The following is a 21,184-nucleotide window of genomic DNA, read 5'->3' as shown; positions in this document are numbered from 1 at the left end:
CAAACGCTGACGGATTTCGGAATCCAGCCCCTGCGGTTATTTGACCAGCACAGCCCCTATGGCACATTCAGGAGAAACGGTATCGAGTTATAACAATAAGAGGTCACCGTGGATCTGATTACCTTCGCCATCCCTTTTTTCCTGATCGCCGTACTCACAGAACTCGCACTGGACCGCTGGAAAGGTTGGGGGCTTTACCGCCTCAACGATGCCCTGGGAAATTTGAGTACGGGTATCCTAAGCCGCATACTTGGGCTTACTTATAAAAGCCTATTTCTAGTCATTTATATCCCGCTATACCAGCTGCTGCAGCCTTACTACCAAGCAGTCGGCTTCGACTGGTCCATGAGTAATGGCTGGCACCTGGCACTAGCTGTACTCGCCTACGATTTTTGTTACTACTGGAAGCACCGCATCTGCCATGAGGTCAACGTGTTCTGGGCGGAACACCTGGTGCATCACCAGAGTGAGGACTACAACCTCACCACTGCCTTGCGCCAGTCTAGCGGTGGGTTGCAGTTGGATTGGGTATTCTATTTACCCCTGCTGCTAATTGGCTTGCCAGCGGAAATGGTGATCGTGGCCGGAGCCATAGATCTGATTTACCAATTCTGGGTACACACGCAAAAAATTCCCAAAATCCGCTGGATGGAATGGCTGCTGATTACCCCCTCTAACCACCGAGTACACCATGCGCAGAACAAGGTGTACGTAGATAAAAACTACGGCGGAATCCTGATCTTATGGGACCGCCTGTTTGGTACCTATCAAGAGGAGCTGGAGGGGGAGCCCTGTATTTACGGTGTGCGCAAACCCCTTAATACCTTCGATCCTCTGGCGGCAAACCTGCAACATCTGAAACGCATGGCGCAAGACGCCTGGTATACAAAAAACTGGTGGGACAAATTTACCCTTTGGTTCCGCCCCACCGGCTATCGTCCCGCAGATGCTGAAGCGGCAATGCCAGTCCCCTCCACCAACCTGAAATCTTTCCAGCGTTACAACCCACAGATTCATCGGGCCCGGCGCAACTACGCGCTGGGCCAGCACCTGTGCTATTCCGCCGCCACCCTGGCACTCCTGTGGTACTACCAGAGCCTGGAGATTCCCTTACTGCTGGGGGCAGTAGCACTGTTGGTTTTTGGCTTGGTAGTCAATGGGCGAATTCTCGATAACCATCCACTGACCAAATATCTGGAACCCTTGCGCCTGGCCCTCTACTGCGGGGTGCTGCCGATGTTAAACACACAATTTGTCCCAATTTTTAGCGCTTATATTGCGATCAGCGCTCTGGTCTGGGGGTGGTTGGCAATCACTTGCAAAGAGGATACAGTCGCTGTCGTTTGCGATTAGCAACAAGGAGTGAACCTCGATTGCAGGATGTTGGTGGTGATCGAGTGATCTCCCGCTGGGCGATCCCGGCCGGGCTCAGAAGGCGGTTTATAGCGCCTCCTGAAACTCCCAACACTTACCCCCCAATTCCGGCCGGGGTTTAGCCTTTTCCTCCTCCTTTCTCCTGGAATTGCGCAACTGCCAGTCACCGCTCAGGTAACGGCTTCGGTTATAATGCGCGCTTTGCCCCCGAACAGGATCAGTTGTGCAAACAGGAACCCTCTATACCGTATCCGCCCCCTCCGGCGCAGGGAAAACCAGTCTCGTCAAAGCACTGGTGGATAGCGACAGTCAGGTCACCGTTTCTATCTCCCATACCACCCGTTCCATGCGTCCGGGCGAGGTCAACGGTGTCGATTACCACTTCGTGTCGCGCGAGGAGTTTCTGGCAATGCTTGAGCAAGATGCCTTCTTCGAGCACGCTCAGGTATACGGTGATAATTACTACGGTACTTCCAAAGGCAGTATCGAGGAAATTCTCGCTGGTGGCCGCGATGTAGTCCTGGAAATTGACTGGCAGGGTGCCGCTCAGGTACGCCGTCTGCACCCAGAGACCGTCGGTATTTTTATTTTGCCGCCCTCTCAGGAGGCCCTGCGCGAACGCCTCACAGGTCGAGGCCAGGACGACGAAAGTGTGATCGAGCGTCGTATGGATCAGGCCATTGATGAAATGACCCACTACGTGGAAGCCGACTATCTGGTGATTAACGACGATTTCGAGCAGGCCCTAATAGAGCTTGGCTCCATCTTCACCGCCCAGCGCCAACGCCTGGAGAAGCAACAGAAACGCCACGGTGAACTGTTGCGGGCACTGTTGCGCCATTGAGCCGGTTGATCGAATTGCGTACACTCCCCGGTCCGGTAAAATAACCGGTCCCCCGAACAGAATTCGCCCACCCGGGCACAGTGAATGGAACCGAAAGTTTATGGCACGTATCACCGTTGAAGATTGCCTGGAGCACGTCGACAACCGCTTCGAACTCGTTATCGTGGGTAGTAAGCGCGCCCGCCAGATTGCCACCGGCGGACAGGATCCGATGGTTCCAGAAGAGAACGACAAACCCACGGTTATCGCCCTGCGTGAAATCGAAGAGGGCCTGGTTGATGCGAGCATTCTCGACCAGCCAGATCGTGAAGAGGCCCCGGCACCCATGGCAGCCCCGGCCTATCTATCCGACCAGGAAATCTGATTTCGATCTGTTCTGACCTAGAGTTTATGAGTTTTACGAGAGGCGCGCGCGGCATTGCACACCATCGATAGTCTGGCCCACCGCCTCTCCTCATACCTGCCTCCCGAGCAAATCCAAATAGTCCGTCGCGCCTATTTCTACGCGGAACAAGCCCACGACGGTCAGCAGCGACGTTCCGGTGAACCCTATGTGACCCACCCTCTGGCGGTGGCCACAATTCTCGCTGGCATGCATATGGATCACGAGAGCCTGGCTGCTGCCATGCTCCATGATGTGATCGAAGACACCGGAATCCCCAAAGCCGCACTGGAGGAGCAGTTTGGTGGCGAGGTTGCCGATATTGTCGACGGTGTATCCAAACTGACCCAGTTTGAGACAGACAGCGCCGCGGAAAAACAGGCGGAAAACTTCCAGAAAATGGCTCTGGCCATGGCGCGCGATATCCGCGTGATTTTGGTCAAGCTGGCCGACCGCTTGCACAATATGCGCACCCTCGGCGCACTCAAGCCACAAAAACGCCAGCGCATCGCTCGCGAAACCCTGGAAATCTACGCACCCATTGCCCACCGCCTGGGTATGAACGATGTGCGTATCGAGTTTGAGGACCGATCCTTCTTTGCGATCCACCCACTGCGCGCCAGCCGACTGCGTGCCGCTCTGGTAGCCGCGCGCGGCAATCGCAAGGAACTGCTGGAGCAGATCCAGAACGCCATTGAGCTGCGCCTGCAGCGTGAAGGAATCAGTTCCCTGGTGATTGGTCGCGAGAAACACCTATTCAGCATCTACCAAAAGATGCGCGCCAAGAAAAAATCCTTTAAAGAGATCATGGATGTCTACGCTTTCCGCATCATCGTGGACAGCGTGGACACCTGCTACCGGGTGTTGGGCGTAATGCACAGCCTCTATAAACCCGTCATCTCCGAATTCAAGGATTATGTTGCCATCCCCAAATCCAATGGATATCAATCACTACACACAGTGCTGCTGGGAATGCACGGGGTGCCTATCGAGGTGCAGATCCGCACCAAGGAAATGGACGAAATGGCCAATAGCGGTATCGCCGCCCATTGGCTGTACAAGGCTTCCGGCGATGAGGTGATCAACACTGGTGGTACTAGCCAGGTACGTGCACGCCGCTGGGTGCAGGGCCTGCTGGAGATGCAGCAGCGTGCCGGCGACTCCCTGGAGTTTATTGAGAACGTTAAAATCGACCTCTTCCCCGACGAGGTCTATGTATTCACCCCCAAAGGGCAGATTGTCGACCTGCCCGCCGGTGCCACCGCCGTGGATTTCGCCTACTCAGTGCATACAGATATCGGCAACTCCTGTGTGGCCGTGCGGATCAACCAGCGCTTGGCGCCCCTGTCACAGCCGCTGGCCAGCGGGCAAAAGGTGGAAATTCTCACCCGTAAAAATGCTCAGCCAAACCCAAACTGGCTCAACTTTGTTGTAACCGCCAAAGCCCGTAGCGCCATTCGACACTTCCTCAAACACCAGCGCCACCACGACTCCATTACTCTGGGGCGGCGCCTGCTCGAAAAGGCCCTGGGTAAATTTAATACCCGCCTGGAAGAACTGACACCGGAGCAACTGGAAAAAGGTCTGCAGGAAGCCAAGTGTGCCACTCTGGAGAAATTGCTGGAGGAGATAGGACTCGGCAACAAAGTCGCCTTCTCGGCGGCCAAGCTGTTGGCTCCCGCGCACAGTGAAGAGGCGGAAGCGAGCAATATCTCTTCGCCACTGACCATTGATGCCCAGGAGGGCATGATGATCAGTTTCGCCCGGTGCTGCCGCCCCATTCCGGGGGATACCATCATCGGCCATATCAGCTCCGGCAAAGGCGTAGTGGTACATCGGGATACCTGCCGCAATACCAACGAATTCCGCGAACATCCGGAAAACCTGATGCTGGTGAACTGGTCCCCAGACGTACGCGGAGAGTTCCTCGGGGATGTGCGGGTGGAAGTGGAGTCCGAACGCGGCATTATCGCGCGCCTGGCCACCCGTATTACCGAAGAGGGGGCCAGTATCGAGCAGATTAATGTGGATGAAAAAGACGCCCATAACAGCGTAATTTCCCTCACATTAGAGGTCAGTGGCCGTATTCATCTGGCGAGAGTCATGAAAAGGCTGCGCAACCTGCCGTCGGTGATCCGTATCTCGCGCCCGTAAGATACTTGGATATCGTACTGGCGAGCTAATTATCGACTCACTGAGAGCGAGCTTTTACTCCGCTTTTTGGCCTATGGCTTCGCTGCCATTCACTACAAAAGCGCGCTATATTTACTGGCTTTCCGCAACAAATAGCAATAAGTAATGGAGTGCCCAATGCCCAACCGCGCAATTATCAAAACAGACAAGGCTCCGGCAGCAGCCGGTACCTACTCCCAGGCGGTAAAGGTCAACGATACGGTATACCTGTCCGGGCAAATAGGACTGGATCCCGAGACTCAGCAGATGGTTTCCGGTGGTTTTGTCGATGAGGCCCACCAGGTTTTCCGCAACCTTGCAGCCGTTTGTGAGGCCTCGGATGGATCGCTCCAGCATATTGTGAAGCTCAATCTCTACATCACCGACAGCAACAACTTTGCCGCAGTGAATGAGGTGATGGCGGAGTTTTTTCAGGAGCCCTACCCAGCGCGTGCCACGGTGGTCGTTAAGGAGCTGCCGCTTGGTGCCCAGTTTGAAGCCGAGGGGGTGATGGTGCCTTAACCCAGCAGAGCACCAGCCTGCAGTGCCGGATTTCCGCCCGGCACTGCATTTCTAGATTTCTCTCTCGTAGATTTCCCGCTGTCAGCCTTCCGCTTCCAATAGCGCACTGTAGCCCACTTTGTAATCGGGATACTTGAGCTGGTAACCACTAGCGAGCAAGCGCTGATTACTGAGTTTTTTCGAGCGGCGTTCGCTGGTCTGCACAATCTCACGCAAATGAGCGCTGGTATAGCCCATAGCCTTCACCAGCCACTGCTGTAGTTCATACATGGGGACCGGCTTACTATCGGCGCCGATATACAGTGGCTCTGGTATCCAACCCTGCTTGTGCCTTTCAACCAGGTGCAACAAAAAGCCAATGCAATCGTCCACATGAATACGGTTACTGAACTGGGGGGGCTGGGGCGGAGCACAACGACCGGCGCGTACCTGGGAGAGCAAGCGGTCACGCCCCGGACCGTAAATTCCGGCAAATCGTACAATACAGACCCCGGGAATCGCCGAGCGTATGATCTCCTCCGCCGCGAGCAGCGCCTCTCCCTGAAAACCACTAGGTGCAGGAGGCGTCTGCTCATCGAGAAAATCATCACCGCTCTGGCCATAAACGCGGGTTGAAGATGCCCATATCACTAAGCGCGGCGGTTTTGGCAGGCGCGAAATGGCCTCACCCAACGCCCGAGCGGTTTCCACGTAAGCGCGCTGATAACCGCCGGGGGTATGTTCATCCGGAGTAAATGTGGCGAGGACGATATCGGCACCATCCGTCAGCAGGCGCTCGATATCCCCCACCTTGGTGGCATCCCCCCGACGCCAATTAACCGCATCCGCTCTGCGCTTACTCGCCAGAGCCACCAGAGGGTTGCGTCGCATGCCGTAAACACTGTACTGCTTGCGATCTATATTTAGAGCGAGGCGCGCCCCCAGATCACCACACCCAAGGATCCAAAGCTTCTCTTTTTGTGTCATATAGTTCCCGACAATCTTGCGCCTGGGACAGCGTCGACTGCCATATTCCCTTGATATTGTGCTGTTGCGTCCCGCAGAACTCCTCAGATGAGAAGTCCCTAGTCTTATTCATTAACTATTAAACGGTGCGCCAAAAAAAATCCGCAAACGATTGCGGTTTTGCCATCCATGAATAACGATGCGAGGCACTTTCACGCCTCACCATTCCATCTGCCGCTCTGGTATTGAACTAATTACCGCGCCCTTTGAGTAGGCGGTAGACAGCGAGAAAGATAATCGCACCAATGGTGGCTGTTATTATGTCGCCAAATCCGAAACCGGTCACGGGGCCACCGAATCCAATCAGGGCACCAAGCCAACCACCGATGAAGGCACCGATAATGCCAATCACCATTGTGACTATCCAACCACCTGGGTCTTTACCTGGCATGATCCATTTGGCTAAGGCGCCGGCAATCAGTCCGAGAATAATCCAGGATAAAACTCCCATGGCGTTTCTCCATTCTGTTGGCCCTCATAAGATATAGCAAAATTTTGCGCCTCAATTCCATAAAGGCGTCCACAATTGGTAATTTTTCCCAACTTTGTGCCTGAGGTGACAGCTTAGCGCTGGGGAGTGGTCAGCAGCTATTATTTATGAATAATAGCTATCAAATACTATCGCTTAATTGTCTTTACCATGACTCTCAATGAACTGCGCTACATCGTCACTCTCGCTCAGGAACAGCATTTCGGCCGCGCCGCCGAGCGCTGCTTCGTCAGCCAACCGACCCTGTCTATCGCAGTAAAAAAGCTGGAGAAAGAGCTGGGGGTCGCCCTTTTCGAGCGTTCCAAAACTCGGGTGCAGGCCACGCCATTGGGGGAACGTATCGTCGCCCAGGCCCAACTGGTACTGGAACAGTCTGCCGCCATTAAGGATATCGCCAGCGCCGGTAAGGACCAGCTGGCGAGCCCCCTCTCGGTCGGGGCGATTTTTACTATCGGCCCCTATTTGTTTCCGCACTTTATTCCGCAGCTACAGCACCTGGCCCCAGATATGCCTCTCTACGTAGAAGAGGGCTACACCGCCACTCTGCGCCAACGCCTGCGCAAGGGCGAGTTGGATGCGATCATTATCGCGTTGCCATTCACCGAGCCCGATGTGGTCACCCAACCACTTTATGACGAACCTTTCGTGGTATTGATGCCGGCTGGACACCCCCTTGCCCAGCAGGAATTTATAGATCCCGAGCAGCTCACCAAAGATAATGTGCTGTTGCTGGGGGAGGGCCACTGCTTTCGCGACCAAGTGCTGGAGGCCTGCCCACATTTGCAGGTCACTATGGAGAAGGAGAGTGGTGGTGGAGGCATTCGCACAGCCGCCGATGGCAGTTCGCTGGAAACCCTGAGACACATGGTGGCCTCGGGTCTCGGTATCACCGTATTGCCATTCTCCGCAGCCACTGCTTCGCAATATGCCAGCGGGCTGCTGGAAACACGCCCCTTCAAGGCGCCGGGGCCCCGGCGCACCGTCGCATTGGCTTGGCGTGCCAGCTTTCCACGCCACCGAGCTATCGATATATTGCGTGAGGCCATCAGCCAGTGTCATCTGATCGAGCCATAAACAACCTTGCAGATCAGCCAGTTACCAACCTCAAAGGGGTAGGAGACAAGTTTGCCCAGGTCCTGGCCAAACTGCATATCCACTCCCTGCAAGACCTGCTGTTCCACTTGCCGTTGCGCTATCAGGACCGCACCCGGGTGGTGCCGGTGGCCGGGCTCACTGCCGGGATGGATGCGGTTATTGAGGGCGAGGTAACTGCCGCCGATGTAGTTTTCGGCCGCCGACGCAGTCTGGTAGTCAAGCTTCAGGATATGAGCGGTAGTATCACTCTGCGTTTTTTCCACTTTTCTGCTGCGCAGAAAAACCGCTTTGCCCGCGGCGTACGCCTGCGTTGCTTCGGCGAGGCGCGGCGTGGCGCCGCCGGCCTGGAACTCTACCATCCCGAGACTGAAGTTGTCGGCAGCGAAAACGCCACTACCGAGGAAACCCTGACACCGGTTTACCCCCTGACCGAGGGCGTCAGCCAGGGGCGTATGCGCGGTCTGATGCAGCAAGCCGTGGAGCTCCTCCGCAGTGGAGCCGTGACCGAACTGCTCCCTGCAGATTTACTTCCAAAGCCATTGCGTTACCCACTGAGTGACGCCCTGGTTTATTTGCACTCGCCACCTGCCGGCACCCAGTTGGAAAAACTCGCCGCCGGCACACACCCCGCACAACAGCGCCTGGCCCTGGAAGAGCTGCTCGCGCACCATTTGAGCCTGCTGGAATTGCGGCGCAACAGCGCAAGGGTTGCGGCACCGCCACTGCCCAAAAACAAATCTCTGGAGAGAGATTTCCTCTCGCGCCTGCCATTTTCGCTCACCGGTGCACAACAAAGAGTCTGTGAGGAGATCGCCGAAGACCTCGCCCAAGACCTCCCTATGATGCGCCTGTTACAGGGAGATGTCGGCGCCGGTAAAACCCTGGTAGCGGCCATGGCTGCCCTCAAAGGCATCGGCGCTGGTGCTCAAGTGGTGGTGATGGCGCCGACAGAGATTCTCGCCGAGCAGCATAGAATCAATTTCTGTAACTGGCTTGAGCCTCTCGGCGTACAGGTAGCGCAACTTACCGGCAGCTTAAAAGCCGCCGAACGCCGCGAACAGTTGAGCAAAATTGCCAGTGGCGAGGCGCAGCTGGTGGTAGGCACTCATGCACTCTTCCAGGAGGGTGTGGAATTCCATAACCTGGTGTTGGTGATTATTGACGAGCAACACCGTTTCGGGGTGCGCCAGCGTTTGGAGCTGCGTGAGAAGGGCGCCGCCAGCGGTGCCACCGGCAGGTTGCAACCGCACCAGTTGATTATGACCGCCACCCCGATCCCCCGTACCCTGGCTATGTCCGCATTTGCCGATCTGGACTGCTCCATCATTGATGAGCTGCCTCCCGGTCGCCAGCCTATCAACACCGTGGCGATCTCCAACGACCGCCGCGACCAGGTGATGGAAAGAGTGCACAGTGCCATCGCCGAGGGGCGCCAGGCCTATTGGGTCTGCACTCTGATTGAGGAATCCGAGAGCCTGCAGGCTCAGGCCGCAGAGTCCACCGCCGAGGAATTAGTGGAGATGCTCGACGGTGCGCGTGTGGCCCTGGTACACGGGCGCCTTAAGCCGGAGCAGAAAGAGCAGGTAATGAGCGCCTTCAAAGCTGGTGAGGTAGACCTGCTGGTGGCAACCACGGTGATCGAGGTGGGGGTAGATGTGCCCAACGCCAGTCTGATGATTATCGAAAACCCAGAGCGCCTGGGCCTCGCCCAGCTGCACCAGCTGCGCGGCCGGGTTGGTCGCGGCTCCATAGCCAGTCACTGTGTGCTGCTCTACGGTACACCGCTGTCACAAAATGGAAGGGCGCGCCTACAGGCGCTGCGTCAGCATAGCGACGGCTTCGCCATCGCTGAGGAAGACCTGCGTCTGCGCGGACCAGGGGAAATTCTCGGCACCCGCCAGACTGGAGAGATCCAACACCGAATCGCAGATCTGCAGCGAGATGCGGAACTGCTGCCACAGGTGCAAAAAATAGCCATATCCCCACATTTGACGGAAGGGATGCGACAGCAGCTAATTAAGCGCTGGCTACAAAACAAGCCCCGTTTCGCCGAGGCTTGAGGAGAACGCCCTAATGGGCGCCTACCGTACTGTTGTCGTTGATGCTGACACTCTTGTAATTGGCGTCGTAGTAAGTCTCCTCGTCCAAGGCGCCTTCACTCTTCGCCACCACACTGCTCACTACCGCATCTCCGGTGATATTCACTGCGGTGCGCACCATATCCAGCAGGCGGTCTACGCCGATCACAATGGCAATCCCCTCCAGCGGCAGTCCCACCTGCTGCAGCACCATACCGAGCATAATCAGGCCCACTCCGGGCACTCCTGCGGTACCGATGGAGGCCAAAGTAGCGGTAAGAATTACTGTCAGGAAGCCGGTCAAGCCAATCTCAATACCAAAGAACTGAGCGATAAAGACCGTAGCCACACCCTGCATAATCGCGGTGCCATCCATATTAATAGTGGCACCTAGAGGAATGGTAAATGAAGCAATCTTGTTATCCACACCTAGGCGTTTCTCTACCGTCGACAATGTCACCGGGATAGTGGCGGCAGAGGAAGCGGTACTGAAGGCGAACACCATAGTCGACCACATCTTCTTCAGTAGTTCTAGTGGATTTAGACCGCTCAACAACTTGAGCAAAGCTGAATACACAACTAGCGCATGCACTAATAAGGCTGCCAGAACTACAAAGAAATACTTAGCCAGTTGTTTTAGCCCTTCTATCCCCAAACCTGCAAAAGTTTTCGCCAACAGGGCAAAAACTCCGTAAGGAGCAAACACCATCAACACGCCCACCATGCGCAGTACAACGCTATTGAGATCGTTGAAGAAAGCTGCAACGCGCTTCCCTGGCTCACCACAGCGGGAGATCGCATAGCCCATCAATAGGGCAAACACGATAATTTGCAGCATATTGCCCTCGGCCATGGCTGCGACCGGGTTGGTGGGAAAAATATTTACCAGCACTTCAGAGAGTGGGGGGGATTCTTTTGGTTGGAAAGAAGACGTTGCCGCAGCAGCAGCCTCGCTCACACCCACCCCAGGCTGGAAGATCAGTGCCATGCACAGGGCCAGGGTTATAGCGATAGCCGTTGTCAGCATATAGAGCAGCACGGTTTTACCCGCCAACGGACCGATCCGGCTTCCTTCAGACAGTGCACAGGCACCACTGATCAGAGAAACCAACACCAACGGCACCACCATCAGCTTCAGAGAGGCGATAAAAATTCGCCCGATAATGTCGAACAGGCCACCCGTCAGGTAGAGGTTGATTGCGTTGGTAACACCCTCACCGAGCAACTGGCTCATATTCAGGATATTGATCAGGATTCCCAGCACAATACCCGCGATCATCCCCAGCAGAATCTTGGTCGTAAGCCCCATAACAAGCTTCTCTTTATAAATTCATTGTTTTCATTAAAGGGAGCACTATATCCATTGCCGCCCCGGTGAGCAAAAATCCAACGGGGTGGCGCCAGCCGCCAGTGGGCAGGGTACAATGCCCTTTTTACCGACTGCGGAGTTGTCGTTGCACCAGTCTCCATTTGTACCTGCGGGCGATTGGCGGGGGCGGCCGTTTGAATCGGCACAGTCCCAACCACCAGAAAACCTGATGCCGTGGCTGGCATACACCGGTTCGCTCACCGCTGCACTGAAGCAACTGAGTGGAGGGGATTTCAGTGTGCGGGTACTTGGTCAGAGCTGGCAGCTACCCCGAGCGGAGGAATGCCGCGCGCTCAATTTAAATCGGCACAGCCGCGCCCTGGTGCGGGAGGTACTACTGATAGGGTGTGGCCAACCCTGGGTTTACGCGCGCAGTGTTCTGCCCCTGCGCAGCCTGCAGGGCAAGTCCCGCAACTTACGCAGTCTCGACGACCGCCCTCTAGGGGAGCTGCTTTTCAGCGAACCAGGGATTCGCCGAGGCGAAATAGAATTCAACCAATTGCGGCGCAACCCCGACTTGCAGGCTCAAGGACTCTGCGACGGCGCCGACAGTGCCTGGGGGCGCCGCTCAATTTTTTGGCTGCGGGGCAAACCCCTTTTGGTCGCAGAGGCCTTTCTATCGCAGTTCTGCCCCGGTGACCCACCTGCAGTCCCCGCAAACCAATAACCAAATACAGGGAGATTAGCCACCGTGATTAGCCAACAAATCGCCGCGCGCTGGCCCGCCGCAATGCCCTACTGGCAATTGGCGCGTATGGATAGGCCCATTGGCTCCCTATTACTTTTGTGGCCCACCTGGGTCGCACTGTGGCTTGCGGCGGGGGGCTGGCCAGGGCTGCACCTATTTGCAGTGTTCACTTTGGGCGTCATCCTGATGCGTGCGGCCGGCTGCGCGATAAATGACTTCGCCGACCGCGAGATTGACGGCCATGTTAAGCGCACCGCCACGCGCCCCCTGGCCACCGGCAACGTTACTCCCAAGGCGGCTCTTGGCCTATTCGCCGGGCTCAGCTTCGCGGCTTTTCTGCTGGTGCTCACCACCAATCAGCTAACGATTTTATTGTCATTGCCAGCACTGGCATTGGCCTTCTGCTACCCCTTTGCCAAGCGGCACACTCACCTGCCTCAAGTCGTATTGGGCGCAGCATTCAGTATGGGGATCCCCATGGCCTTCGCCGCAGTGACAGGCGAAGTCCCCCCTCAGGCCTGGCTTCTCTATGTCGCCAACCTGTTGTGGACCCTGTGTTATGACACTTTTTACGCCATGGTAGATCGGGATGACGACCTAAAAATTGGAGTTAAATCCACGGCAATTCTGTTCGGGGAAATGGACAGAGCCATGACTGCCACTCTGCAGCTTTTGGTTCTAATGGCACTGGTGTTGATCGGCCAGCGCTTCGGCCTCGGCGCCATTTACTACTTGGCAGTTACGGCTATAGCGGCGCTTTTCGCCTACCAGCAATGGCTGATTCGCAACCGCGATAGAGAGGCCTGCTTCAAGGCATTTCTCCACAACAACTGGGTAGGGTTGGTGTTTTTTGCCGGAATATTCCTGCATTACCTCTTCAATTGATCCAGGTCTGGGAGTTCAGGCATAACCGTCATATATTTGTCATATAAATCCCGTTTAATCCTCGGCCATAACCGGGAACTTCTGACAACAGAGCGGGTATGGCAGCCAAATGCACAGTAAAACGATCCTGATTGTCGACGACGAAGCCCCTGTACGCGATATGCTGCGGGTGGCTTTAGAAATGGCAGGCTACCGTTGCCTGGAGGCGGAAAACGCCCAAGAGGCCCACGCCTTAGTCATCGATGAAAAGCCAGACCTTATTCTTCTCGATTGGATGCTACCCGATGTATCCGGAGTAGAGCTGGCCCGCCGACTTAAGCGCGATGAGCTGACCACCGCGGTGCCCATCATCATGCTCACCGCCAAAGGCGAAGAAGACAATAAAATCAAAGGGTTAGAGACGGGCGCCGACGACTATATCACCAAGCCCTTCTCCCCCCGCGAGCTGGTGGCGCGCCTCAAGGCGGTACTGCGCCGCGCCGGCCCGGCTACCCCTGAAGACCCCCTCAGCGCCGGCGATCTGTTACTGGATCCCCTGAGCCATAGGGTCACTATCAAAGGACAGCCAGTGGATATGGGGCCTACTGAATTCCGCCTGCTGACTTTCTTCCTCTCTCACCAGGAACGCGCCTACACACGCACCCAGCTGCTGGATCACGTCTGGGGTGGCAATGTCTATGTGGAGGAGCGCACCGTCGACGTGCACATCCGCCGCCTGCGCAAAGCTCTGGCACTTGACGGTCACGACCGTTATATCCAGACAGTGCGCGGCACCGGCTATCGATTTTCTGTGCAAACTGCCGAAAAAGTGTGACAATCTGCAAAGATCGGCACTGACTCCCGCGGTAACCATTGGTCACTCCCACAGAGGACCGGGTTTCTAAGATGTATTAAGTGCGGGGGTGGACATCAGCCCTCCCGACAACTGCCAGGTAACACGGCAAGGCTATGTTGGATCGCAGTATTGGCGAATTTTCGCGCTTCTTAATTATTGCTCTGGGCTGCTTGACCCTCGGCTTCACCACGTCCGAGTGGTCTCTCACCCTGATTTTAGGGCTGGCAGCCTACCTGCTCTCAGTGCTGTGGCAGCAGCACCGCTTCAATCGTTGGCTGGCCAATGGCCGCCGCGGCCCCGCTCCCACTGCTTTTGGTATCTGGGGTGAAATCTATGACGACTTCTACCGTATGCAACGCCGTCACCGCCGTGAGAAGCAAAAGCTGCATGTCATGTTACGCCGTGTTCAGGACAGCACCAGCGCCCTGCGCGAAGGCATTGTAGCCCTGGAAAATGGCGACCACCTGGCCTGGTGGAACCCCGCCGCCGGCGAGCTGCTCGGCCTGCAGTCCAGTGATCAGGGGCAGTCCCTGGTGAACTTTGTGCGTGACCCTGGCTTTGTCAGCTATATGCACAGCAAGGACAACAGCCCTCGCGAACCGCTGACCCTGCCAGCGCCGGGTAATGAAGCCCTACATCTGCAACTGGAAGTGACCCGCTACGGCAAGGATGAAGCCCTGGTGATCGTTCGCGATATCACCCGCCTGCACAATCTCGAGCAGATGCGTCGTGATTTTGTCGCCAACGTTTCCCACGAGTTGCGCACTCCCCTTACCGTAATTGCCGGCTACCTGGAAACCCTGCAGAACAGTGATATGGCACCTCCCGCCTGGCGGCGCCCGCTGGTTCAGATGGAGGAGCAGGCGGCACGTATGACCACCTTGGTCAACGACCTGCTTCTTCTGGCACGCCTGGAAACGTCAGAGCGAAAAACGGGTGACATCTCTGTAGATGTGCGCGAGTTGATGGAGCGGGTTGCCCGTGAGGCGCGCAGCTTTAGCGGCGATCGTCACCAGATCAGTGTGGCGTGCGAAGGGGATTGCAGTATCCGCGGCGATGCCAGCGAGCTACACAGCGCTTTCGCCAACTTGGCGCTCAATGCGGTGAAATACAGCCCGGGGAACGGGGAGATACAACTGCGCTGGTGGCAGGATAACGATGGCGGACACTTCAGTGTGCGGGACCAGGGTATCGGTATAGACCCACTTCACATCCCACGCCTTACCGAACGTTTTTACCGGGTAGACCCCGGCCGCTCCCGCGACAGCGGCGGCACGGGATTGGGCCTGGCTATCGTCAAGCATGTACTGTTGCGCCACGGTGCGGAAATGAGCGTGCACAGTGTCCCAGCCCAGGGCAGTACTTTCACCCTGCACTTCCCCTCTACCAAGCTGGAAGAGAGCCCCTCTCGGGAACTAATGGAGACCGAGGGCGCGGATTCCTGATCCACCCCCTCAATGATAAAACTATTCAAATTCCGGCAGCTTTACCGGCTCACCATTTTTGATATAGGTGGCCTCTTCTTCATCGTGCACCGGGGTGCTCTCCCGGCGCAGGATCAGGTGGTGCAACTTTAAATCCCCATCTCGTAACAACAGGTGCTCATTGCCATTGTCATCCACAGGCAGAGGCTTGTTTCCCACCAAGGCATCGCGCAGAGCGCGCAGCCGCGGCACATCTTTATAGCGATTCAGGTCATTGGAGAGACGCGTTTTCATGCGCTCGCTTTCATGCAGGGCTGCAGCGGTTTCACGATATTTGGCGAAAAAAAATACAGCAGCAATGGCAAACGCTACAACAACAGACACTTCAAACCAAACGGGCATAATCACTCCTTGTTATCGTATTTACGCCAAACGACCAGCTGGTTGTTCGCTGGCAGGTAATTTAGTTCTTCCCGACGCATGCCGACATTACTGGCCAATTGATCCAACCACTCCAGATCACGGATACCGCTATCGGGGTTGCGCTCTTTGAGGTAGGTATCGAAATCCGCATTGCTGGGCCCGATAAAACTGCCATCAATCTTGAAGGGTCCATATACAACCAGCAAGCCATTGGGTTCTAACAGAGTGTGCAGTTTGTGAAAGAATCGCTGTACTGACTCCCTCGACATAATATGCAGGGTATTCGCGGTAAACACCGCATCGAAATTCAGCGCTGGCCAGGGCGCATCGACATCCAGAGTCAGAGGTTCGCGCAAGTTCTGTGCGGGCGCACGCGCCAACCAGGCTCGCACACCGGGCAGCATTTCCGCCCGCTCCGAGGTCTGCCAAATTAAGTGGGGCAGGCGCGGTGCAAAAAAGACCGCGTGCTGGCCTGTGCCGCTCCCCACCTCCAATACCTTATGGCTACCATCCAGCAGGCGGCGCAGATGAGTAAGAATTGGATCGCGATTACGCGCACAAGCCGGTGCATCCGGCAGGCTGGTATCGCTCATTGCTGCTCATCCCGAGTGAAAACCCAGTCGCGCTCATTAGACATACCCAAGTTATAGGTATAGCCAGCTACATCAAAGCCCTTAAGCTCCTCCGCTTTCTTCACCCGCTGCTCAATCGCCCAGCGGCTCATCATGCCCCGCGCTTTCTTGGCAAAGAAGCTGATCATCTTATACTGACCATTTTTTAGATCTTTAAAATGGGGGGTAATGACCTCTGCATCGAGCGCCTTGGGCTTTACCGCCTTGAAGTACTCATTAGAGGCAAGGTTGACCAATTCCCGGCTCTTCAGCGCATGCAACTGGGCATTGAGCGTCTCAGTAATTTGCTCTCCCCAAAATTCATACAGATTTTTACCGCGACTGTTTTCAAACCTGGTGCCCATTTCCAGGCGGTAGGGTTGCATCAGGTCCAGCGGGCGCAACAGGCCATAGAGACCGGAGAGCATTCGCAAATGCTTTTGCGCATAACTGAAATCGCGCTTGCCCATAGTTTCAGCAGCCAGGCCGGTATAAACATCCCCCTTAAAGGCGAGTAGGGCCGGGCGCGCATTTTTATTTGTAAAAGGGCGTTTCCAGTCTTGAAAGCGGTCGTAATTCAACACACCGAGCTTGTCGGAAATCTTCATCAAGCTGGAGATCTGCTGTGGGCTCAGATCACGCAGTTCGCCAATTAATGCCGCTGACTCCTTGAGAAAGTCTGGCTGAGTGGTTTCCAGTGTGGGTATTTCGCTCTCGTAATCCAGCGTCTTGGCTGGAGAAATCACTATTAACATCGGGTGCCTTACTTATGCTGCTTCGCTTTCTATTTGAGCCCAACCGCTAGGACCGGGGCACTGCTCTATTCGGGCTTCAATATATCCTGCCACCAGTTGAGGGGTGTTTGGCCATCCTTCGGATCGTAGACATTGCCGTAGTACCAGGCACTGTTGGCACCATCACAGATACTATTGAGAATTTCCTCAATCTTATCGAAACCACAGCTGACATGGATGCTGTAAACCAGCATGCGTGGAACTTCCAGATCCAGCTCCCCTCCAAGTTTCTCTAGCTGCGGGCTCAAGCGGTCGGAGAGTTCGGCGCTATCGCCGCGACAGAAAACACGGATCGCCAGATTACCGGAGCGCTTAACCAGCTCAAATTGCTGGGTATCTTTATCCACTTTAATGCAATCGCCACTGGCGATGCCTTTAATAAATGCGGGAGAACGTACCAGCTGGCAACTGTCGTCCTCATTGACTCGTACCTGTAAGCGCTCTACCACCGGCTCGCCATCGGGGTTGGTGCCCGCAAATAACTCTATTACCTGAAGTGCCGTCATAACCTCTATTCCCCGACTGTGTACAATGGGTGATCGTTGAATAATCGGCATTATACAGGGAGGCAAGCAATGATCTCGCGTAACCAGGCTTTCTTCGCCGCAGTGGCGTTGACGGCAACCTCTATTATCAGTGGCTGTGTCACCAATCCAGTGACCGGAGAGCAACAATTCTCTCTGGTATCGGCCCAGCAGGAATTGAATTTAGGGCAGCAGCAATACCCTATCAACCAGCAACAACAGGGCGGTAAGTACACCATAGATTCCAACTTGCAGGAGTATGTGGACCGGGTTGGGCAGAAACTGGCAAGTGTCTCGGACCAGCCGCAGCTGCCCTACGAATTTGTAGTATTGAATAACTCCGTTCCCAACGCCTGGGCACTTCCCGGTGGCAAAATCGCTATTAACCGGGGCTTACTGGTCCTGCTTGAGGATGAGGCAGAGCTGGCCGCTGTACTCGGCCACGAAATTGTCCATGCCGCCGCCCGCCACTCCGCCACCGCCATGTCACAGCAACAGGTACTCGGGGCCGGACTGGCAGTTCTCGGTGCGGCCACCAAGGAATCCGCCTATGCGGACCTTATCTCTACCGGCAGCCAGCTGGGAGGTTCCGCCTATATCGCTCGCTATGGCCGCGGCAATGAACTGGAATCCGACGAATACGGCATGAAATATATGGCTGCCGCCGGCTATGATCCCCAAGGCGCCGTGCGTCTGCAACGCAAGTTCGTTGAACTCTCGAAGGGGCGCCAAAGTAATGGCCTGGAAGCCCTTTTCGCCAGCCACCCCCCATCACAGTCCCGCGTCAGCGCCAATATTGAGCACAGCAATTCACTGCCCAAGAACGGGGTCACCAACCGCGATGCCTATCAAAAGGCCATAGCGCAACTAAAACGCGATGCCGATGCCTATGAAAATTATGATGATGCGCTAAAAGCAGCAAATAAAAAGCAGTTTGATACGGCACTGAATTTGGTGCGAAAGGCACAGAAGCAACAACCAAAAGAAGCCTCTTTCTTCGCACTAGAAGGAGATCTGCTCGCCCAGAAAAAACAATTTGATAAAGCCCATCAGGCCTACGACCGTGCCGTACAGAAAAACCCTGCACTGTTTTCCCACTGGTTAAAACGCGGCATGATGAGTGCACAACTTAAAAATTACACCGCTGCGGAGAGAGACTTAAACCGCTCTCTACGTTATTTGGAAACAGCTTACGCGCACTTCTATCTGGGCGAGGTGTATGAAAAGCGGGGAAATAAGCAAAGTGCTTTCAAACACTACCAGACTGCGGCTCTGGCTGGGGGTAATATTGGTTCTAAGGCGCAGGCGCGGATGCAAGCATTGACAGAAAAAGTTTAGATCCAACTTTCCGGAAAGTTTTTAAAAAAGGCTACTTACAAGTAGCCTTTTTTAGCTCTCAATTACAGCTGAACAGTCAAGCCTAGCTCAAATTTATCAACATCTACATCAAAATTTGCACCAGCAGCATAGACTTCATTACCAAAGCTACGCAAGTTCATACCTTCCGCGAAGATAGTGCTATAAGCAGCCTCAACAGCGATGTTTCTACTAAAGAAGTGCGAAAAAGCTACTTTATAGTCATCATTCTCATCAAACTTCACACCAAAAGAAGTATTCGAAGTGAAATAGTAATCTCCACCTATTTGCCAGTAATCATCGGCTTCGTCAAGATTAGCGTAGACTAACTCAGCAGATAGATATTGATCATTACCAAAACTCGCGAAATACTTAGAAGAAAAAATTCTTCCATCAAACTCTTCATCAGTGACAAAATCAAAACCGATATAATCGGTACCACTTAGCTGATAGTTGTATCTTGCCTCAATATAAGTCTCATCTTTAGAATCATTTTCCTCATGATGCAACTTCACCAAAAAATTTGGAGTAAACAGATAACCAAGAGATAAAGTATCTGAGTCCACATCATCAACGTGAGCAACACTGACTCCAAAAACTAAACCATTATTGGCAAAATACTCACCAGCAATAGCAACACTATCAAGATCTTCACTTTCTACATCGTAGTGAAGAAAAGCTGCGGAAACATTACTGACCTTATTTATGTACTCAAATTCTTTAAGTGGTCCTAATGCCTCTTTACCGCCAAAATAATAAGTAGTTTCTGCACCGAACTGATTTCCATCAGCACCATCAAAATCGAGGTTGGAATATCCAAGTGTAGAAATAGAGTTGTATTCCTCAGCAGCTGCAGTAGCCGCAAGAAGCATCAGAGGAAGAGCTGCGAGCTTGAATCTCATATCAAAATCCTTCGTTAACGTAGGGATCCAAATTGGGATGCGGATTGTAACAAAAGATTTTTTGTCTGCAACAACAGTTAATTACACAAAGTTAGTTTGAGAAGACTTTGCGATGAAGGGAGTAAGAACAGAGGATAGACAGAATAAAAGGTATTGTACCTAGATGTAATCCTCCGTAATCAAGTACTTTAAATACTCATTCAGTGAGCGAGTAAAATTTACTGTTTTTTTGTTTTTAAAAATCTAACTTATTCAGTTTCTATTCATATAAGACAAGGCACCCTTAAGAAAGTTCATCACCAGCAGAAGAAGCTACTACCTCTCTAAACTCTTTAAACTCTCCTAAAGGTCGTATACCCACAAAAGGAGCCACGCTTTGAATAATTTTATCAATCGTAAACGTATGTTCAGCCTGCATAGCATCGCGTTCTGTTTTGCTTTGCCAAGTGGCTATCGCTATGAGGCTATTTTCATCACCGATCTTTTGTAAAAGTTCTGTGCCCATAGCTCCAGGTGCTTGCTGAATTAGTTGAGACGCGCGTACCCAGGCGTCGGCGTATTCTTCCGCTGTGAAACCTTCCTTGATTTGAACTTCAAAAATATATTTCATCGCCAAGCCTCTAAATATTTCAAGTTCCTAAAATCTGCCTGCAATAAAAAAGGCCGCTATGAGCGACCTTTCTTTGGCTGAGGAAACTTAGGATTTCCTTAAATTCAAATTCCTCTCGTGGCCGTGGCGAATATCCGCCCCCTCCACCAAGTAGACTACCTGCTCACAAATATTCTTGGCGTGGTCACCGATACGCTCCAGTGAGCGCAGTGTCCACAGCACATTAATGACGCGGGAAATACTGCGCGGATCTTCCATCATATAAGTCACCAGCTCACGGACGGCGGTGCGGTAATCCATGTCCACCTGTTCATCCTCGGCGAGGGTGCGCAATGCGGACTCCACATCGAAACGAGTGTAGGCATCCAGGGCGTCGTTGAGCATTTTGCGTACAGCATTTGCCAGATGGCGTATCTCGGTATAGCCGCGCGGTGAGGTGCCTTCATCGGTCAGGGCAATCGCCATTTTCGCGATTTTGCTGGCCTCATCACCGATACGTTCCAGGTCGCGGGCGATACGGGTTACCGACATCACCATACGCAGATCCGAAGCGGCGGGCTGGCGCTTGGCGATGATTAAAGTCGCGTGCTCGTCCAAGGCCATCTCGCACTTGTCGATTTCCTCTTCGACGCGCAGGACTTCCTCGGCGAGCTGGCTATCGGCATTCGACAGAGCATCGACGGCATCGGCTACTTGGCGGGCGACCATGCCGCCCATTTCCAACATCTCGGTCTTGATTCCCTCCAGGTCCTCATTGAACTGGCGGGAGATATGCTGATCGAAGTGCATTTCCATAGTTAT

At 54.2% G+C, this 21,184-nt stretch carries 22 protein-coding genes; 12 read left to right on the top strand and 10 right to left on the bottom strand.

Translation table 11 applies throughout. From position 1 onward, the window contains the following. The first annotated feature begins 108 nt into the window (after positions 1-108). From ACJJH9_RS20500 to ACJJH9_RS20480, 5 genes are all read left to right on the top strand, one after another. Entirely contained in the window at positions 109-1,353 is a 1,245-nt protein-coding gene (locus ACJJH9_RS20500) for a sterol desaturase family protein (protein WP_444883207.1), read from the top strand. A gap of 244 nt (positions 1,354-1,597) precedes the next feature. Next, positions 1,598-2,218: a guanylate kinase gene (gene gmk, locus ACJJH9_RS20495; RefSeq protein WP_444923847.1), complete on the top strand. Its 621-nt coding sequence runs from the start codon at positions 1,598-1,600 to the stop codon at positions 2,216-2,218. A gap of 100 nt (positions 2,219-2,318) precedes the next feature. Continuing rightward, positions 2,319-2,582, top strand: coding sequence for a DNA-directed RNA polymerase subunit omega (rpoZ, locus tag ACJJH9_RS20490; RefSeq protein ID WP_252086044.1), 264 nt, complete (start codon positions 2,319-2,321; stop codon positions 2,580-2,582). Positions 2,583-2,636: 54 nt separating this feature from the next. Further along, complete coding sequence (gene spoT, locus ACJJH9_RS20485; protein WP_252083894.1) at positions 2,637-4,754, top strand: bifunctional GTP diphosphokinase/guanosine-3',5'-bis pyrophosphate 3'-pyrophosphohydrolase; 2,118 nt, start codon at positions 2,637-2,639, stop codon at positions 4,752-4,754. Between the two features lie 156 nt (positions 4,755-4,910). Then, positions 4,911-5,294 (top strand): Rid family detoxifying hydrolase, encoded by a 384-nt coding sequence (locus ACJJH9_RS20480; RefSeq protein ID WP_444883209.1) that lies wholly within the window; start codon positions 4,911-4,913, stop codon positions 5,292-5,294. Between the two features lie 81 nt (positions 5,295-5,375). Here the strand turns inward: ACJJH9_RS20480 and ACJJH9_RS20475 are convergent, their stop codons facing one another. Then, a complete protein-coding gene (locus tag ACJJH9_RS20475) occupies positions 5,376-6,260 on the bottom strand; it encodes an NAD-dependent epimerase/dehydratase family protein (RefSeq protein ID WP_444887588.1) in 885 nt (294 codons plus the stop codon). Positions 6,261-6,489: 229 nt separating this feature from the next. Next, positions 6,490-6,750, bottom strand: coding sequence for a GlsB/YeaQ/YmgE family stress response membrane protein (locus ACJJH9_RS20470; RefSeq protein WP_252083897.1), 261 nt, complete (start codon positions 6,748-6,750; stop codon positions 6,490-6,492). A 189-nt stretch (positions 6,751-6,939) separates the two neighbouring features. On the opposite strand from ACJJH9_RS20470, the gene ACJJH9_RS20465 reads away from it, so the two are divergent. Together ACJJH9_RS20465 and recG are read left to right on the top strand one after the other, a co-directional pair. Next, positions 6,940-7,863 (top strand): hydrogen peroxide-inducible genes activator, encoded by a 924-nt coding sequence (locus ACJJH9_RS20465; RefSeq protein WP_252083898.1) that lies wholly within the window; start codon positions 6,940-6,942, stop codon positions 7,861-7,863. After that, positions 7,842-9,944, top strand: coding sequence for an ATP-dependent DNA helicase RecG (gene recG / locus ACJJH9_RS20460; protein ID WP_444903469.1), 2,103 nt, complete (start codon positions 7,842-7,844; stop codon positions 9,942-9,944). The genes ACJJH9_RS20465 and recG overlap by 22 nt, the downstream gene beginning before the upstream one ends. Before the next feature lie 10 nt (positions 9,945-9,954). Here recG and ACJJH9_RS20455 read toward each other — a convergent pair whose 3' ends face one another. Next, positions 9,955-11,271 (bottom strand): dicarboxylate/amino acid:cation symporter, encoded by a 1,317-nt coding sequence (locus tag ACJJH9_RS20455; RefSeq protein ID WP_444923846.1) that lies wholly within the window; start codon positions 11,269-11,271, stop codon positions 9,955-9,957. Between the two features lie 115 nt (positions 11,272-11,386). Between ACJJH9_RS20455 and ACJJH9_RS20450 the strand changes: the two genes are divergently transcribed. The 4 genes from ACJJH9_RS20450 (at position 11,387) to phoR (ending at position 15,184) form a co-directional block, all read left to right on the top strand. Next, the gene (locus ACJJH9_RS20450; protein WP_444923845.1) at positions 11,387-11,998 is read left to right on the top strand and encodes a chorismate--pyruvate lyase family protein; all 612 of its coding nucleotides are present in this window, start codon (positions 11,387-11,389) and stop codon (positions 11,996-11,998) included. A 63-nt stretch (positions 11,999-12,061) separates the two neighbouring features. Next, the gene (ubiA, locus tag ACJJH9_RS20445; RefSeq protein ID WP_252086045.1) at positions 12,062-12,904 is read left to right on the top strand and encodes a 4-hydroxybenzoate octaprenyltransferase; all 843 of its coding nucleotides are present in this window, start codon (positions 12,062-12,064) and stop codon (positions 12,902-12,904) included. A gap of 109 nt (positions 12,905-13,013) precedes the next feature. After that, on the top strand, positions 13,014-13,718 hold the full coding sequence (phoB, locus tag ACJJH9_RS20440) for a phosphate regulon transcriptional regulator PhoB (protein ID WP_444923844.1): 705 nt from the start codon (positions 13,014-13,016) through the stop codon (positions 13,716-13,718). Positions 13,719-13,852: 134 nt separating this feature from the next. After that, entirely contained in the window at positions 13,853-15,184 is a 1,332-nt protein-coding gene (gene phoR / locus ACJJH9_RS20435; protein ID WP_444923843.1) for a phosphate regulon sensor histidine kinase PhoR, read from the top strand. A 21-nt stretch (positions 15,185-15,205) separates the two neighbouring features. Here phoR and ACJJH9_RS20430 read toward each other — a convergent pair whose 3' ends face one another. The 4 genes from ACJJH9_RS20430 to ACJJH9_RS20415 form a co-directional block, all read right to left on the bottom strand. Next, a complete protein-coding gene (locus ACJJH9_RS20430) occupies positions 15,206-15,565 on the bottom strand; it encodes a hypothetical protein (protein WP_252083904.1) in 360 nt (119 codons plus the stop codon). Between the two features lie 2 nt (positions 15,566-15,567). Continuing rightward, positions 15,568-16,179, bottom strand: a complete 612-nt coding sequence (locus ACJJH9_RS20425; protein WP_444923842.1) for a DUF938 domain-containing protein — start codon at positions 16,177-16,179, stop codon at positions 15,568-15,570. Beyond that, the gene (gene yaaA / locus ACJJH9_RS20420; protein ID WP_444923841.1) at positions 16,176-16,952 is read right to left on the bottom strand and encodes a peroxide stress protein YaaA; all 777 of its coding nucleotides are present in this window, start codon (positions 16,950-16,952) and stop codon (positions 16,176-16,178) included. The genes ACJJH9_RS20425 and yaaA overlap by 4 nt, the downstream gene beginning before the upstream one ends. Before the next feature lie 65 nt (positions 16,953-17,017). Beyond that, a complete protein-coding gene (locus ACJJH9_RS20415) occupies positions 17,018-17,497 on the bottom strand; it encodes a DUF4265 domain-containing protein (RefSeq protein WP_252083907.1) in 480 nt (159 codons plus the stop codon). Between the two features lie 69 nt (positions 17,498-17,566). On the opposite strand from ACJJH9_RS20415, the gene ACJJH9_RS20410 reads away from it, so the two are divergent. Next, on the top strand, positions 17,567-18,853 hold the full coding sequence (locus ACJJH9_RS20410) for a M48 family metalloprotease (RefSeq protein WP_444923840.1): 1,287 nt from the start codon (positions 17,567-17,569) through the stop codon (positions 18,851-18,853). A gap of 62 nt (positions 18,854-18,915) precedes the next feature. On the opposite strand, the gene ACJJH9_RS20405 is transcribed toward ACJJH9_RS20410, so the two are convergent. The 3 genes from ACJJH9_RS20405 to phoU form a co-directional block, all read right to left on the bottom strand. Then, entirely contained in the window at positions 18,916-19,773 is an 858-nt protein-coding gene (locus tag ACJJH9_RS20405; protein WP_444923839.1) for a putative porin, read from the bottom strand. 283 nt (positions 19,774-20,056) lie between these two features. Next, positions 20,057-20,383 carry an antibiotic biosynthesis monooxygenase family protein gene (locus tag ACJJH9_RS20400; RefSeq protein WP_444923838.1) on the bottom strand — a complete coding sequence of 109 codons (327 nt, stop codon included), beginning with the start codon at positions 20,381-20,383 and terminating at the stop codon, positions 20,057-20,059. A gap of 87 nt (positions 20,384-20,470) precedes the next feature. After that, positions 20,471-21,178, bottom strand: a complete 708-nt coding sequence (gene phoU, locus ACJJH9_RS20395) for a phosphate signaling complex protein PhoU (protein ID WP_252083912.1) — start codon at positions 21,176-21,178, stop codon at positions 20,471-20,473. Positions 21,179-21,184: the final 6 nt, after the last annotated feature.

The organism is Microbulbifer mixtoriginis (SeqCode) (assembly GCF_052466715.1).
Note: the sequence above shows the minus strand (reverse complement) of the source record. Positions and strands in the feature narration are given on the sequence as shown.

Bases quoted from the DNA above. Each gene is read 5' to 3' on its own strand.
- rpoZ (WP_252086044.1), top strand. From the start codon at position 2,319: ATGGCACGTATCACCGTTGAAGATTGCCTGGAGCACGTCGACAACCGC.
- ACJJH9_RS20480 (WP_444883209.1), top strand. From the start codon at position 4,911: ATGCCCAACCGCGCAATTATCAAAACAGACAAGGCTCCGGCAGCAGCC.
- ACJJH9_RS20475 (WP_444887588.1), bottom strand. From the start codon at position 6,260: ATGACACAAAAAGAGAAGCTTTGGATCCTTGGGTGTGGTGATCTGGGG.
- ACJJH9_RS20470 (WP_252083897.1), bottom strand. From the start codon at position 6,750: ATGGGAGTTTTATCCTGGATTATTCTCGGACTGATTGCCGGCGCCTTA.
- ACJJH9_RS20465 (WP_252083898.1), top strand. From the start codon at position 6,940: ATGACTCTCAATGAACTGCGCTACATCGTCACTCTCGCTCAGGAACAG.
- ACJJH9_RS20455 (WP_444923846.1), bottom strand. From the start codon at position 11,271: ATGGGGCTTACGACCAAGATTCTGCTGGGGATGATCGCGGGTATTGTG.
- ACJJH9_RS20450 (WP_444923845.1), top strand. From the start codon at position 11,387: ATGCCCTTTTTACCGACTGCGGAGTTGTCGTTGCACCAGTCTCCATTT.
- ubiA (WP_252086045.1), top strand. From the start codon at position 12,062: ATGCCCTACTGGCAATTGGCGCGTATGGATAGGCCCATTGGCTCCCTA.
- phoB (WP_444923844.1), top strand. From the start codon at position 13,014: ATGCACAGTAAAACGATCCTGATTGTCGACGACGAAGCCCCTGTACGC.
- phoR (WP_444923843.1), top strand. From the start codon at position 13,853: ATGTTGGATCGCAGTATTGGCGAATTTTCGCGCTTCTTAATTATTGCT.
- ACJJH9_RS20430 (WP_252083904.1), bottom strand. From the start codon at position 15,565: ATGCCCGTTTGGTTTGAAGTGTCTGTTGTTGTAGCGTTTGCCATTGCT.
- ACJJH9_RS20425 (WP_444923842.1), bottom strand. From the start codon at position 16,179: ATGAGCGATACCAGCCTGCCGGATGCACCGGCTTGTGCGCGTAATCGC.
- yaaA (WP_444923841.1), bottom strand. From the start codon at position 16,952: ATGTTAATAGTGATTTCTCCAGCCAAGACGCTGGATTACGAGAGCGAA.
- ACJJH9_RS20415 (WP_252083907.1), bottom strand. From the start codon at position 17,497: ATGACGGCACTTCAGGTAATAGAGTTATTTGCGGGCACCAACCCCGAT.
- ACJJH9_RS20410 (WP_444923840.1), top strand. From the start codon at position 17,567: ATGATCTCGCGTAACCAGGCTTTCTTCGCCGCAGTGGCGTTGACGGCA.
- ACJJH9_RS20405 (WP_444923839.1), bottom strand. From the start codon at position 19,773: ATGAGATTCAAGCTCGCAGCTCTTCCTCTGATGCTTCTTGCGGCTACT.
- ACJJH9_RS20400 (WP_444923838.1), bottom strand. From the start codon at position 20,383: ATGAAATATATTTTTGAAGTTCAAATCAAGGAAGGTTTCACAGCGGAA.
- phoU (WP_252083912.1), bottom strand. From the start codon at position 21,178: ATGGAAATGCACTTCGATCAGCATATCTCCCGCCAGTTCAATGAGGAC.